Annotated in this window: 11 protein-coding genes; 8 read left to right on the top strand and 3 right to left on the bottom strand. The window is 70.1% G+C overall.

Translation table 11 applies throughout. The features are described from left to right. Positions 1–3 precede the first annotated feature (3 nt). Entirely contained in the window at positions 4–2,337 is a 2,334-nt protein-coding gene (locus Raf01_RS00565) for an amino acid permease (protein WP_203915666.1), read from the bottom strand. Between the two features lie 424 nt (positions 2,338–2,761). Between Raf01_RS00565 and kdpF the strand changes: the two genes are divergently transcribed. The 6 genes from kdpF to Raf01_RS00535 are packed head-to-tail and all read left to right on the top strand — an operon-like array spanning position 2,762 to position 10,927. Then, complete coding sequence (kdpF, locus tag Raf01_RS00560) at positions 2,762–2,851, top strand: K(+)-transporting ATPase subunit F (protein ID WP_203915665.1); 90 nt, start codon at positions 2,762–2,764, stop codon at positions 2,849–2,851. Then, positions 2,852–4,513 carry a potassium-transporting ATPase subunit KdpA gene (gene kdpA / locus Raf01_RS00555; RefSeq protein WP_203915664.1) on the top strand — a complete coding sequence of 554 codons (1,662 nt, stop codon included), beginning with the start codon at positions 2,852–2,854 and terminating at the stop codon, positions 4,511–4,513. It begins immediately after the preceding gene. A 40-nt stretch (positions 4,514–4,553) separates the two neighbouring features. Then, positions 4,554–6,707 (top strand): potassium-transporting ATPase subunit KdpB, encoded by a 2,154-nt coding sequence (gene kdpB, locus Raf01_RS00550; protein ID WP_203915663.1) that lies wholly within the window; start codon positions 4,554–4,556, stop codon positions 6,705–6,707. Further along, positions 6,707–7,597: a potassium-transporting ATPase subunit C gene (locus Raf01_RS00545; RefSeq protein ID WP_203915662.1), complete on the top strand. Its 891-nt coding sequence runs from the start codon at positions 6,707–6,709 to the stop codon at positions 7,595–7,597. The genes kdpB and Raf01_RS00545 overlap by 1 nt, the downstream gene beginning before the upstream one ends. Before the next feature lie 28 nt (positions 7,598–7,625). Further along, a complete protein-coding gene (locus tag Raf01_RS00540; protein ID WP_203915661.1) occupies positions 7,626–10,241 on the top strand; it encodes a sensor histidine kinase in 2,616 nt (871 codons plus the stop codon). Continuing rightward, positions 10,241–10,927, top strand: coding sequence for a response regulator (locus tag Raf01_RS00535; protein WP_203915673.1), 687 nt, complete (start codon positions 10,241–10,243; stop codon positions 10,925–10,927). The genes Raf01_RS00540 and Raf01_RS00535 overlap by 1 nt, the downstream gene beginning before the upstream one ends. A 17-nt stretch (positions 10,928–10,944) precedes the next feature. Here the strand turns inward: Raf01_RS00535 and Raf01_RS00530 are convergent, their stop codons facing one another. Continuing rightward, the gene (locus tag Raf01_RS00530) at positions 10,945–11,217 is read right to left on the bottom strand and encodes a DUF2795 domain-containing protein (RefSeq protein WP_203915660.1); all 273 of its coding nucleotides are present in this window, start codon (positions 11,215–11,217) and stop codon (positions 10,945–10,947) included. 247 nt (positions 11,218–11,464) lie between these two features. Between Raf01_RS00530 and Raf01_RS00525 the strand changes: the two genes are divergently transcribed. After that, a complete protein-coding gene (locus Raf01_RS00525; protein ID WP_203915659.1) occupies positions 11,465–11,842 on the top strand; it encodes a DUF2267 domain-containing protein in 378 nt (125 codons plus the stop codon). An 18-nt stretch (positions 11,843–11,860) separates the two neighbouring features. Here Raf01_RS00525 and Raf01_RS00520 read toward each other — a convergent pair whose 3' ends face one another. After that, positions 11,861–12,277, bottom strand: coding sequence for an RpiB/LacA/LacB family sugar-phosphate isomerase (locus Raf01_RS00520; RefSeq protein ID WP_203915658.1), 417 nt, complete (start codon positions 12,275–12,277; stop codon positions 11,861–11,863). A gap of 197 nt (positions 12,278–12,474) precedes the next feature. Between Raf01_RS00520 and Raf01_RS00515 the strand changes: the two genes are divergently transcribed. After that, complete coding sequence (locus Raf01_RS00515) at positions 12,475–13,695, top strand: M20 metallopeptidase family protein (protein WP_203915657.1); 1,221 nt, start codon at positions 12,475–12,477, stop codon at positions 13,693–13,695. Positions 13,696–13,797: the final 102 nt, after the last annotated feature.

Genomic DNA, 13,797 nt, shown 5'->3' with positions numbered 1-13,797 from the left:
CGCTCAGTCGGAGGGCAGCAGTTCGTAGCGCGGATTGGCGATCGCCGGCTCGTCGTCGTACCGGCCGACCGTCCCGTGGACGCGGATCGCCTGGCCGGGGCTGATGCCGGGGATGTGGGTACGCCCGTAGAACAAGACCAGGAAGCTGCCGCTGTCGTCGACCACCTCGCAGCGCAGCAGTTGCCCGCTGCCGATGGGGTGCACCTCGATCGACTGGATCACCCCTTCGGCGGCATGCCGCTTGTGCTGGCGCAACTGTGCGGCCGGGGTCGCGTTCTTCGGGTGGTGGGCGTGCCGCTTCGGCCGGCCGTCCCGGGTGGGCGGCGCCTGGGGCCCCTGCGCTGTCAGCTTCTCAAGTTTGTGGATCGCGGCGTCCACGTCGAACGGCACGATCGTCGCGGCCGCGTGTGGGATCCGGCTCACCGCCGCGGCGATCCGGTCCGCGCTGTGCGCGTGCAGGATGCGTGCGGCCAACCCGTACGCCCGCCGGGGCAGCACGATCGTCACCTCGGTGCGCCCGTCGGCGGTCAGCTCTGAGGTCATCTCGGTGGCGGCCCGGCGCAGCCGGCGGTCCGGGCACTCGCGCAGTTGCAGCGGGATGTCGCCGCGCTGCATGGTCGACCAGCGCTCGGCCAGCCGGGCCGCGCGTACGTTGTCCACCGCGAAGTGCACCGCGTACAGGGTGTTGGGGCGCAGGGTACGGGCGTAGCGCAGGGCGCGCAGGACGGCCAGGTCGAGGTCGTCGACCAGCACCACGATCACGTGCCGGGACGGGTTGGGTCCGGAGTCGAGGACCGGGGCCAGCGCGTTCAACGCTGCCGCTTCCTCGCGGTACCTGCGGTTGACCCGGATCAGCACCAGGAACAGGATCGGGAACACCACCACGATCAGCCAGGCGCCCTCGGTGAACTTGGCGACCGCGAAGATGAGTACCACCAGCAGGGACAGCCCACCGGCGGCGGCGTTGATGGCCATCTTGCCGCGCCAGCCGCGCTCCCGCTGGGTGTTGTGGTATTTGGCCATGCCGAAGCCGGCCATGGTGAAGCCGGTGAACACGCCGATCGCGTAGAACGGAACCAGCGAGTTCACCTTCGCTCTGGTCACCACGAGCAGCACGATGCTGATCGCGGCCAGCAGCAGGATCCCGTCGGAGAAGACCAGGCGGTGCCCCCGCCGGGTCAGCTGCCGGGGCAGGAACGAGTCCTCGGCGACGAAGCTGGCCAGGAACGGGAAGCCGTTGAAGCTGGTGTTCGCGCCGGTGTAAAGGATCAGCGCGGAGGCGGCCTGGACCAGGCCGTAGATGATGCTGCCGAACAGGCCGTGTCCGGCGACGATGCGCGCTTCCTGCGAGATCACCGACGGGTACCCGTTGCGGTACGGCGTGGCGTGGGTCAGGTGCGCGAGCAGCGAGACCCCGGCGACCAGGAAGCCCAGCGTCACTGCCATGGTGACCAGCACCTTGCGGGCGTTGACCCCTTCCGGTGGGCGGAACGCGCTGACCCCGTTGGAGATCGCTTCGAGCCCGGTGAGCGAGGAGCCGCCGTTGGCGAACGAGCGCAGCAGCGTCAGGATCAGCGCGAAGGTGACCAGGCCGGTCTCGTGGCGCACCGAAATCGCGCCGGGCAGCGCGGGGGCGTCGTAGCTACCGAGGTTGCCGAACGCGGCGCGGACCAGGCCGGCGATGATGATGGCGCCGACCGCGACGGAGAAGAAGTACGTGGGGAACGCGAACGCCCGGCCGGCCTCCCGGATGCCGCGCAGATTGCCGTACGCGAGCAGGACCACCACGCCGACCGTGATCTCGAGGCTGTACGGGCCGAGAGCGGGGATGGCCGAGGCGACCGCGACGGTACCGGCCGCGCTCTGCACCGCGACGGTCACCACGTAGTCGATGAGCAGGGCCACCGCCGCGATCTGGGCCACCCTGGGGCCGAAGTTCTCCCGGGCCACCACGTACGAGCCACCGGCCCGGGTGTAGACCTGCACGACCTGCCGGTACGACAGGGTCAGCAGCACCAGGATGAACAGGATGATGCCGGTGATCGGCAGCAGCAGGCTGAAGGACAGCAGCCCGAAGACCGGCAGCAGCTCGATGAGGATCTCCTCGGTGCCGTACGCCGACGAGGAGATGCAGTCGGGCGCGAGCACGCCCAGGGCGAGCGGACGGGTCAGCCGCTCGCTGTGCAGGCTGGCCGTGGTGAGCGGTGGGCCGAGCAGCCGGCGCTTGAGCCGGTACCGCAACGTCTCGGGTACCGGGGCCGGGGTGTACGCCCGGGGCAGATCGGGCTGGCTGACCGCGGCCTCACCGTCGGGGGCGGGAGCGGGGGCGTCGGGCATGAGCGTCCCCTTTCCTGCGCGCCCGCGGCCGAACCGGAGGACGCCGTCAGGAAAACGTCAAGAACTGCGCGGTCCCGCGCCGTCGCACCGTGCGTCTCGCCGTCAACGCTGCCGGAATCCGGTCTCGGCCGGGGGAATGGCGATGTGAATTCACCTTTCCGGGTCCGCGCCGGTGTCACGATCACGGTGAGCTTTCGCGAGGAGGGCGCGGTGGAGGACTTCATCTACGTGGTGCTGACCCTCGTGCTCTTCGCGCTCCTGGCACTGGTCGTCCGAGCGGTGGAGAAGTTGTGAGCGAGCGTCAGCGAGCTCACCAGCGTTGCAGCGCGCCCGTGCCTCATGCCGGACCGGCGGCGGAGCGACTGGTCTGGGTCGCCGCGCGGCGTCAGACGTGCCGAGCCAGACTGGTCGGAGAGGATCCGGTATGAGCGCTGCGAACATCGCCGGGTTGATTCTGGCTCTGATCCTCGGTGTCTTCCTGATCCTGGCGCTGCTGTTTCCGGAGCGCTTCTAGATGAGTGACCTGACCGCGGGCATCCTGTTCATCGTCTCGATGTTCGTCGTCCTGGCGCTGGTCTACGTGCCGCTCGGTGACTACATGTACCGGGTCGTCAACCGGGAGCGCCACCTGCGGGTGGAGCGCGGCATCTACAAGCTGATCGGGGTCAACCCCTCCGGTGAGCAGTCCTGGCGAGCGTACGCCCGCAGTGTCCTCGCGTTCTCGCTGATCTCGCTGCTGTTCCTGTACCTGTTCCAGCGGGTGCAGAACGGCCTGTGGTTGTCGCTGGGCTTCCCGGCCGTGGCGCCCGACCTGTCCTGGAACACCGCGGTCAGCTTCGTCGCCAACACCAACTGGCAGGCGTACTCCGGTGAGTCCACGATGGGGCACCTGGTGCAGATGGCCGGTCTGGCGGTGCAGAACTTCGTGTCCGCCGCGGTCGGCATCTCGGTGGCCATGGCACTGATCCGCGGGTTCTCCCGGAAATTGACCGACCAACTGGGCAACTTCTGGGTCGACCTGGTGCGCATCACGCTGTGGATCCTGCTGCCGATCGCGTTCATCAGCGCGATCGTGCTGATCGCCGGAGGTGTGGTGCAGAACCTCTCCGCCGGTACCGACGTGCAGACCATCGCCGGCTCCACCCAGCACGTGACCGGCGGCCCGGTGGCCAGCCAGGAGGCCATCAAGGAGCTGGGTACCAACGGCGGTGGCTTCTACAACGCCAACAGCGCGCACCCGTTCGAGAACCCGGCCAGCTGGACCAACTGGCTGGAGGTCTTCCTGATCCTGCTCATCCCGTTCTCGCTGCCCCGCACGTTCGGCCGGATGGTCGGCAGCAACAAGCAGGGGTACGCGCTGCTGTCCGCGATGGCCATCATGGCGATCGCCAGCGTGGTGCTGGTGAACGCGTTCCAGGGCATCCACCACGGTACGGTGCCGATGGCGGTCGGCGCGGCGACCGAGGGTACGGAGAGCCGGCTCGGCGTCTACAACTCCGCCACGTTCGCCAGTGCGACCACGCTGACCTCCACCGGTGCGGTGAACTCGTTCCACGACTCGTACACCGCGCTGGGCGGCGCCATCCCGCTGGCGAGCATGATGCTCGGCGAGGTGGCTCCCGGCGGTGTGGGCTCCGGCCTGTACGGCATCCTGATCCTCGCGATCATCACCGTGTTCGTCGCCGGCCTCATGGTCGGGCGTTCGCCGGAGTACCTGGGCAAGAAGATCGGCGCTCGCGAGGTCAAGCTGGCCTCGCTGTACATCCTGACCACGCCGACGCTGGTGCTGTTCGGCACCGGTCTGGCGATGGCGCTGGGTGGCGAGCGGGCCTCGATGCTCAACACCGGTGCGCACGGTCTGTCCGAGGTGCTGTACGCGTTCACCTCCGGGGCCAACAACAACGGTTCCGCGTTCGCCGGCCTGAGCGCGAACACCGTCTGGTACAACACGGCGATCGGGCTGGCCATGCTGCTCGGCCGGTTCCTGCCGATCGTGTTCGTGCTGGGCCTGGCCGGCTCGCTGGCCAGGCAGAAATTGGTACCCGAGTCGGACGGCACGTTGCGGACCTACCAGCCGCTGTTCGTCGGGATGCTCGTCGGCGTGACGCTGATCGTGGTGCTGCTGACCTACCTGCCCGCGCTCGCACTCGGCCCGCTGGCCGAGGGCGTGCACTAGCGGCCGGTCGAGCGGCCCGGACAGAGAGAACGAGGAACGGATGTCTGCTCCGGCGGTGGAGAACCAGGCGGCGGTGGCACCGCGGCGCACGCAGGGTGGGTTGCTGGATCCCAAGCAGCTGTGGCGGTCCACTCCGGACGCGTTGCGCAAGCTCAACCCGTACACGCTGTGGCGCAACCCGGTCATGTTCATCGTGGAGGTCGGCTCGGTCTTCACCACAGTGCTCGCGATCGCGCACTCGACGGTGTTCTCCTGGCTGATCACCGTCTGGCTGTGGCTCACGGTGATTTTCGCGAACCTGGCCGAGGCGGTCGCCGAGGGCCGGGGCAAGGCGCAGGCCGCTGCGCTGCGCCGGGCGAAGACCGACACCATGGCCCGGCGCCTGCTCGACTGGCGCCCGGACGCTCGGGAACCTCGGGAGGAGCTGGTACCCGGCCCCCAACTGCGCCAGGGCGACCACGTGGTGGTCGAGGCGGGGCAGGTGATCCCGGGCGATGGTGACGTGGTCGAGGGCATCGCGAGCGTCGACGAGTCGGCGATCACCGGCGAGTCGGCTCCGGTCATCCGGGAGTCCGGCGGTGACCGGTCGGCGGTGACCGGCGGTACCAAGGTGCTGTCCGACCGGATCGTCGTGGAGATCACCCAGAAGCCGGGGGAGAGTTTCATCGACCGGATGATCGCGCTGGTCGAGGGTGCCAACCGGCAGAAGACGCCGAACGAGATCGCGCTGAACATCCTGCTGGCCGCGCTGACCTTCGTCTTCCTGCTGGCCGTCGCGACCCTCCAGCCGCTCGCGATCTTCTCCAAGGGGGTACAGGCGTTCGCCCCGAACACCCAGGCGCTGGACTCGCACGGGATCACCGGCATCGTGTTGGTGTCGCTGGTGGTGTGTCTGATCCCGACCACGATCGGGGCGCTGCTGTCGGCGATCGGCATCGCCGGCCTCGACCGGCTGGTCCAGCGCAACGTGTTGGCGCTGTCCGGCCGCGCGGTGGAGGCGGCCGGCGACGTGGACACGCTGCTGCTGGACAAGACCGGCACGATCACCCTGGGCAACCGGCAGGCGAGCGAGTTCATCCCGGTGGACGCGGTACCCGCGCGGGAACTGGCCGACGCCGCGCAGCTGTCCAGCCTCGCCGACCAGACGCCGGAGGGGCGCTCGGTCGTGGTGTTCGCGAAGACCGAGTACGGGTTGCGGGAGCGCAGCCCCGGCGAACTCCAGCACGCGCAGTGGGTGCCGTTCACCGCGCAGACCCGGATGTCCGGCGTCGACTTGTCGGAGGAGGGCGGCGGGAGCAACCGGCAACTGCGGAAGGGCGCCGCGACCGCGGTCGCGGAGTGGGTACGCAGTCAGGGCGGCACGGTACCCGACCAGATCGGCGACATCGTGGACGGCATCTCGGCCGTGGGCGGCACTCCGCTCGTGGTGGGCGAGACGGTCGCCGGCACGGCCCGGGTACTCGGGGTCATCCACCTCAAGGACGTCGTCAAGCAGGGCATGCGGCAACGGTTCGACGAGATGCGCCGGATGGGCATCCGGACCGTGATGATCACCGGTGACAACCCGTTGACCGCGCGGGCGATCGCCGAGGAGGCCGGTGTGGACGACTTCCTCGCCGAGGCCAGGCCGGAGGACAAGCTCGCCCTGATCAAGAAGGAGCAGGAGGGCGGGAAGCTGGTCGCGATGACCGGCGACGGTACCAACGACGCCCCGGCTCTTGCCCAGGCCGATGTCGGGGTGGCGATGAACACCGGTACGTCGGCGGCGAAAGAGGCCGGCAACATGGTCGACCTGGACTCCGACCCGACGAAGCTGATCGAGATCGTGGAGATCGGCAAGCAGTTGCTGATCACCCGGGGTGCGTTGACGACGTTCTCCATCGCCAACGACATCGCGAAGTACTTCGCGATCATCCCGGCCATGTTCGCGGCGATCTACCCCGGCCTGGACACGCTGAACATCATGCGGCTGCACAGCCCGACCTCGGCGATCCTGTCCGCGGTCATCTTCAACGCCATCATCATCGTGCTCCTGATCCCGCTGGCTCTGCGCGGCGTGCGGTACCGGCCGTCGAGCGCGTCCGGACTGCTGCGGCGCAACCTGTGGATCTTCGGTCTGGGCGGGATCGTCGCGCCGTTCGCCGGGATCAAGATCATCGACCTGATCATCCAGTTCATACCCGGGATCGCCTGATGCGCCTACCTTCGTGGATCGCCGCTCACCTGACCGCGCTGCGGGCGGTCATTCTGTTCACCGTGCTGCTCGGCATCGCGTACCCGCTGGTGCTCGTCGGCATCGGCCAGATCCCGGGGCTCGCCGGGCGTGCCGACGGTTCGCTGGTGACGTTCAAGGGAGCCAAGGTGGGCAGCGCCCGGATCGGGCAGCTGTTCACCGACAACAGCGGTAACCCGCTCGTGCAGTACTTCCAGCCCAGGCCCTCGGCGGCCGGCGACGGGTACGACCCGACGTCCACCAGCGCCTCGAACCTGGGCCCCGAGTCGGTCGTCGACACCCTGCCCAACCCGGCGGACTCCAGCGACACCGGTACCCAGAGCCTGCTGACCCAGGTCTGCTCGCGCAGCCTGGCCGTGGGGAAGCTGGAGGGCGTGGACGGTTCCCGGCCGTTCTGCACCAGCGACGGGATCGGGGCCGTGCTCGGCGTGTTCCATCGAGACGGCGCGACCGGCCCGGTGACCCGGGCGGTCAGCCTGAACCAGGCGTGCCCGGCCAAGCCGTTCATCGCCCGGTACCGGAACACGCCCGTCGAGTGCGCCCGCTTCGGGGCGGACTACGCCAAGGCCGTGGTCACCCCGATCCGGGGGAGCGCGCCGGCCCGGCCGAGGGTCCCGGCCGACGCGGTGACGGCCAGCGGTTCCGGGCTGGATCCGCAGATCAGCGTCGACTACGCGCACCTCCAGGCACCCCGGATCGCCCGGGAGCGCGGGACCAGCGTGGCCACCGTGCGGCGGCTCATTGACAAGTACACGACGGGGCGGGCGCTAGGGTTCCTGGGAAAGCCCGCGGTCAGCGTGCTGCCGCTGAACCTCGCGCTGGACAGGCAGTTCCCGAAGCGCGCGACCTGAACACCGCGCCAGAAGGGGGATGCGGAACATGCCACAGGGGCAGTTGCGCGTATACCTCGGCGCGGCGCCGGGCGTCGGCAAGACGTACCGGATGCTGGAAGAGGGCCACCGCCGGGCCGACCGCGGTACCGACGTGGTCGTCGGGTACGTGGAAAGCCACGGCCGGGCGCAGACCGAGGCCCTGGTGACCGGCCTGGAGGCGGTGGCCCGCAAGACGGTCGAGTACCGCGGCGCGACCTTCACCGAGCTGGACGTCGACGCGGTCCTCGCCCGCCGGCCGGACGTCGTCCTGATCGACGAGATGGCGCACACCAACGTGCCGGGATCGCGCAACGCCAAGCGGTGGCAGGACATCGAGGAACTGCTCGACGCCGGGCTGGTCGTGCTGACCACGCTCAACGTTCAGCACCTGGAGTCCATCAACGACGTGGTTCAGGAAATCACCGGGGTACCGCAGCGGGAGACCGTACCGGACGCGGTGGTGCGGCGGGCCGACCAGATCGAGCTGGTCGACATGACCCCGGAGGCGCTGCGCCGGCGGATGGCGCACGGCAACATCTACAAGCCGGAGCGCATCGACGCGGCGCTGGGCAACTACTTCCGGGTCGGCAACCTCACCGCTCTGCGGGAACTGGCCCTGCTCTGGCTGGCCGACAAGGTCGACGACCAGCTCGACCGGTACCGCGAGGAGCACCGGATCTCGGAGAGCTGGGAGACCCGGGAACGGGTGGTGGTCGCGCTGACCGGCGGCCCGGAGGGCGACACCCTGGTCCGGCGGGCGGCCCGGGTCGCGGCCCGCAGCAAGGGTGCCGACCTGGTCGCGGTACACGTCGCCCGCAGCGACGGGCTGGCCGGCGACGCCGACCCGGCGAACCTGATCCGCCAGCGCAACCTGGTCGAGGACCTCGGCGGGACCTACCACCAGGTGGTCGGCAACGACGTCCCGAAGGCGCTGCTCGACTTCGCCCGTGCAGTCAACGCCAGCCAACTCGTCCTCGGCGCCAGCCGGCGCAGCCGGTTCGCCCAGTTGTTCACACCCGGCGTCGGAGCCACCACCGCCGCCGAGTCCGGCTCGATCGACGTGCATCTGGTCACCCACGAACGGGTCCGGCGCGGTCGCGGCACCCCGGGGCTGCTGGGCAGCGCGCTGAGCCTGCCGCGCCGGCTGTTCGGGTTCGGGTTGGCCGCGATCGGGTTGCCGCTGCTGACGTTCGTGCTGACCCGGGCGCGGGGCGAGCTGACGCTGCCCAGCGACATCCTGCTGTACCTGGCGTGGGTCGTGGTCGTGGCGCTGGTCGGCGGCCTGTACCCGGCACTGTGCGCCGCGGTCGCCGGCTTCCTCCTGCTCAACTACTACTTCACTCCGCCGATCCACCTCTGGACGATCAGCCAGGGGGAGAACATCCTCGCGTTGTTCGTCTTCCTCGCGGTGGCGGTGGCGGTCAGCGTGACGGTGGACCGGTCCGCCCGGCGTACCCGCGAGGCGGCCAGCGCCCGGGCGGAGGCCGAGACACTGTCCACATTGGCCGGTAGCGTCCTGCGCGGCTCACGTCCGCTGCCGGCACTGCTCGATCAGCTCAGGGAGGCGTTCGGGTTCACCGGCGTGACCCTGCTGGAACGGCGTCCCGAGGCGCCGTCCAGCCCGGATCTGAGGCGGGACAAGGATTCCTGGCGGATCGCGGCGGCCACCGGCGACCAACCCTGCCTGACTCCGTCCGAGGGTGACGCGGACATCCCGGTGAACCAGGACATCGCGCTCGTCCTGCGCGGCCATCCGCTGGCCGCCTCCGACCGGCGCGTGGTTCAGGCGTTCGCCGCCCAGGCCGCCGTCGCGCTGCGACAGGAGCGGCTGGCCGAGCAGGCCGCCACCGCCGGTACCCTGGCCGAGGCCGACAAGCTGCGCACCGCGCTGCTGTCCGCGGTAAGCCACGACCTGCGTACCCCGCTGGCCTCGGCCCGCGCGGCTGTCACCAGCCTACGCAGCCACGATGTGGTGTTCGACGAATACGACCGGGACGAACTGCTCGCCACCGCCGACGAGTCGCTCGACCGGCTGGTGCGCCTGGTGGAGAACCTGCTGGACATGAGCCGGCTCCAGGCCGGGGTGCTGGGCACCGCGGTGCAGGCGATGAGCGTCGCGGAGGCGGTCGCGAAGTCGGTCGAGGACCTGGGGCAGGCCGGCCACGACGTCGGCATCCGGGTACCGGACGACCTCGCCGAGATCACCGCGGACCCGGCCCTGCTGGAACGGATCCTGGCCAACCTGCTGGCCAACGCGCTGCGGTACAGCCCGCGGGGTCGCCCGCCGCTGGTCACCGCGAGCGAGCACGGCGGGTACGTGGAGATCCGGATCGTCGACCACGGCCCGGGCATCCCGGTGGCGGACCGGGAGCGGGTGTTCCTGCCGTTCCAGCGGCTCGGCGACCGGGACAACGACACCGGAGTGGGGCTTGGCCTTGCCCTGTCCCGGGGGCTGGCCGAGGCGATGGGGGGCGACCTGTTCCCGGAGACGACGCCCGGCGGCGGGTTGACGATGATCCTGCGGTTGCCGGTAGCCGTACCGCCCCCCGCGGAGAACGCGGCGGATCCGGCCGCACTGGCCCGGATCGAGCAGTGGCGCCACGGTGGGGAGGAGACAGCATGATGACCCGGGTGCTCATCGTGGACGACGAACCGCAGATCCTGCGGGCGTTGCGCATCAATCTGACCGCCCGGCAGTACGAGGTGGTCACCGCGGCCGACGGCGGCGAGGCGCTGCGGGTGGCGACCGAGCAGCGTCCCGACCTGATCGTCCTCGACCTCGGCCTTCCCGACATGGACGGCGTGGACATCATTCACAGCCTGCGCGGCTGGACGCCGGTGCCGATCGTGGTGCTGTCCGGCCGCACCGACAGCCGCGACAAGGTCGACGCGCTGGACGCGGGGGCCGACGACTACGTGACCAAGCCGTTCAGCGTGGACGAACTGCTGGCGCGAATCCGCGCGGTGACCCGGCGCAAGGCGGGATCGGAGGAGGCCGGGCCGGCCGTCCAGATCGGCCGGTACACGGTGGACCTGGCCCGGTACAGCGCGTACCAGGCCGGTGAGCCGGATCACGGCGTGCACCTGACCCGTACCGAGTGGCAGCTGCTCGACATCCTGGTGCGCAACCCGGGCAAGCTGATCAGCCAGCGGCAGCTGCTGCAGGAGGTGTGGGGGCCGACGTACCTGGGGCAGACCCAGTACCTGCGGCAGTACATGGCGCAGCTACGCCGCAAGCTGGAGGACGACCCGGCCCGGCCGCGGCACCTGCTGACCGAACCCGGCATGGGCTACCGTTTCTCGCCCTGACGGCCGGTCTCCGCCGGTTACTGCTGGCGCAGGGGTTCCGTCACGTTCTGGTGCGTCTTGTCCCGTGCCTTGATCGCCCGCTCAGCCACGCCGACCTCCGGGTGCAGCTCGGTACCGGCGGACTTGAGCACCTCGTTGCGGTTGCCGTACTCCACCGGCGGCATGGCCCGCAGGGCACGCAGGACCTCACCGGGCGCGCCCTGGCGTTCGGCTTCCGCGACGATCGCGTCCTTCTCGGCCGGAAAATCGACCGTCTCCAGGTACTTGAAGACTTCCGCGTTGGTCACCATGTGTCCCGGCTACCCGTGGGGCTTTCGGTCAATCGCCTCGGGCCCTGTTTCCCCGCCCGAGCGCAGCCGGAGCCGGTTTGGTGGCGGAGCCCGTTTCCTCAGCCCGAGCGCAGCCGGAGCCGGTTTTTGGGCGGAGGCGAGCACGGGCACCGTCTCGCAGCCTCGGGCGCCCGGTCTGAGCGCGGCCCGAGCCGTTTCCGGTATCCGGCCGGGGGTAGGCAGCGGTTGTGGGCGAAGGGAGTCCGGCATGAAGTACGACGAGTTCGTGGACGCGGTAGCGATCCGTGCCGGGATGTCCCCGGCTGAGGCGGAAGTCCTGACTCACGCCACGCTCCAGACGCTCGCCGACCGGCTGACCGCCGGCGAGGCGCGGGACCTGGCGTCGCAGCTGCCGCGAGGGCTGCAGGAGTTTCTCCAGCCGCGCTACGAGAAGGCCGAGCCGTTCGGGCTGGAGGAGTTCGTCCGGCGGGTGGGCAACCGGGCGGGCGTGGACATGTCGATGGCCTGGCACGGCATGCGGGCGGTTCTCGCCACGCTGCGCGGCGGGGTGTCGGTGGGCGAGTTCCAGGACGTGATCGGCCAGCTGCCGAAGGAGTACCTGCAGGCTCTCCAGCCGACCCGCTGACCGGGCACCGGCAGCGACTCAGATGGCGTCGAGTGCGGCGATGTTTTCGGCCTCGTCCGGGTCCGCCTCCGCGGTGTCCAGGAACGCCGCGGTCACCTCGACGGCGACGTCCGGGGCCAGTCGCTTGAGGCTCATGGCGAGCACGTTGGCGTCGTTCCACAGCCGGGCACCCCGGGCAATCCACGGCTCCCAGGCCAGCGCGGCCCGTACGCCGGGCACCTTGTTGGCCGCGATCGCCGTACCCGTGCCGGTCCAGCACATCACCACGCCGTAGTCGGCCTCGCCGCCGGCAACCGCGCGACCCACCGCTGCCCCGATGTCGGGCCATTTGTCCGACGCCGTCGCGTTGACCACTTCGTGGCCCTGCCCGGTCAGGTACGCCCGGACGGCCCGGGTCGTGTCGTTTTCGTCGTCGGCCCCGTACGCGATTCTCATGGCACCCCTGCCCTCCCGGCGTCCGGCCTTGATCAGCACGCCGGCCGGCCTCGATCAGCACCGCCAGCCCTAGGCTACGTTGGGATGGCATCCCGGACCTGCGGCGGCGACCCCGGCGAGCGCCGGGATGCCGGACGTGGGTGGACCGAATCCACTCGGTACATGGTGGGAAGGTGCCAATGTCGCTTGACGAGGCCATGCGGAATGACACACGGGAAATCGCGCGGGAACTGACTGACCTGCGCCACCGGCTGCACCAGCATCCCGAGATCGGGCTCGATCTGCCGATCACCCAGCAGACGGTCCTGTCCGCCATCGACGACCTGGGTCTGGAAGTCACGCTCGGCAAGTCGGTTTCCTCGATCACCGCGGTGCTGCGCGGCGGGCGTGCCGACCAGCGGCAGGGACCGGTTCCCGCCGTGCTGCTGCGCGGCGACATGGACGCCCTTCCGCTGGCTGAGAAGACCGGGCTGGAGTACGCGAGCACGGTCGACGGTGCCATGCACGCGTGCGGACACGATCTGCACACGGCGATGCTGGTCGGCGCGGCCCGGGTGCTTGCCGCTCACCGAGAGTCGTTGGCCGGCGACGTGGTGTTCATGTTCCAGCCCGGTGAGGAGGGCTGGGACGGCGCGGGCGCGATGCTCAAGGAGGGCGTGCTGGACGCCGCCGGTACCCGGGTGAAATCGGCGTACGGCATCCACGTCATGGCGAATGAGATCAAGCCGGGCGTGTTCACCACCCGGCCGGGCACCTTGATGGCTGCCAGTGACGGGCTGTTCGTGACGGTCCGGGGCGCTGGTGGGCACGGCTCCGCGCCGCACATGGCCAAGGACCCGGTGACGGCCGCGGTGGCGATGGTGAGCGCGTTGCAGACGTTGGTCACCCGGCGGTTCGACGTGTTCGACCCCGTGGTGATCACGGTGGGTCAGTTCCACGCCGGTACCCGTCGCAACATCATCCCGGACGACGCCATGTTCGAGGCGACCGTGCGCAGCTTCTCCCCGCGGGCGCAGGAGCGCTTGATGGAGGAGACGGTGCGGCTGTGCCAGAGTATCGCCGCCGCCCACGGGCTGGAGGTGGACGTGCGGTACGAGGCGGAGTACCCGATGACCGTCAACAACGCGGAGCACGCGGCGTTCGTGGACACAGTGGCCGCCGACGTGTTCGGCGCGGAGCGCTCGGAACCGTTGGCGTTCCCGGTCACCGGTGCGGAGGACTTCTCCCGGGTGCTCGCGGAGGTCCCCGGCTGCTACACCTTCCTGGGCGCCGGTCCGGCCGACGGGTACGAGACGGCTCCCGACAACCACAGCCCACTGGCCACGTTCGCCGACTCGGTCATGCCGGACGGTGCGTTGCTGCACGCGCAGCTCGCGGTCCGCGCGCTGAACCGGGACTCGGCGGCCATGGCCGCCTGACCCGCGGCGGCCCGACGCATGCCGGCCTGACGCGTGCCAGCCTGACGCGCAGCGGCCCGATGCGTGACGGTCTGATGCGTAACGGCCTGACGCCTGACGGCC

Origin of the sequence: Rugosimonospora africana, assembly GCF_016862975.1 — a bacterium.
GTDB lineage: Bacteria > Actinomycetota > Actinomycetes > Mycobacteriales > Micromonosporaceae > Rugosimonospora > Rugosimonospora africana.
The sequence above is the reverse complement of the archived record's forward strand: the minus strand, read 5'-3'. Positions and strand labels throughout refer to the sequence as shown.

Bases quoted from the DNA above. Each gene is read 5' to 3' on its own strand.
- Raf01_RS00565 (WP_203915666.1), bottom strand. From the start codon at position 2,337: ATGCCCGACGCCCCCGCTCCCGCCCCCGACGGTGAGGCCGCGGTCAGC.
- kdpF (WP_203915665.1), top strand. From the start codon at position 2,762: ATGAGCGCTGCGAACATCGCCGGGTTGATTCTGGCTCTGATCCTCGGT.
- kdpA (WP_203915664.1), top strand. From the start codon at position 2,852: ATGAGTGACCTGACCGCGGGCATCCTGTTCATCGTCTCGATGTTCGTC.
- kdpB (WP_203915663.1), top strand. From the start codon at position 4,554: ATGTCTGCTCCGGCGGTGGAGAACCAGGCGGCGGTGGCACCGCGGCGC.
- Raf01_RS00545 (WP_203915662.1), top strand. From the start codon at position 6,707: ATGCGCCTACCTTCGTGGATCGCCGCTCACCTGACCGCGCTGCGGGCG.
- Raf01_RS00540 (WP_203915661.1), top strand. From the start codon at position 7,626: ATGCCACAGGGGCAGTTGCGCGTATACCTCGGCGCGGCGCCGGGCGTC.
- Raf01_RS00535 (WP_203915673.1), top strand. From the start codon at position 10,241: ATGACCCGGGTGCTCATCGTGGACGACGAACCGCAGATCCTGCGGGCG.
- Raf01_RS00530 (WP_203915660.1), bottom strand. From the start codon at position 11,217: ATGGTGACCAACGCGGAAGTCTTCAAGTACCTGGAGACGGTCGATTTT.
- Raf01_RS00525 (WP_203915659.1), top strand. From the start codon at position 11,465: ATGAAGTACGACGAGTTCGTGGACGCGGTAGCGATCCGTGCCGGGATG.
- Raf01_RS00520 (WP_203915658.1), bottom strand. From the start codon at position 12,277: ATGAGAATCGCGTACGGGGCCGACGACGAAAACGACACGACCCGGGCC.
- Raf01_RS00515 (WP_203915657.1), top strand. From the start codon at position 12,475: ATGCGGAATGACACACGGGAAATCGCGCGGGAACTGACTGACCTGCGC.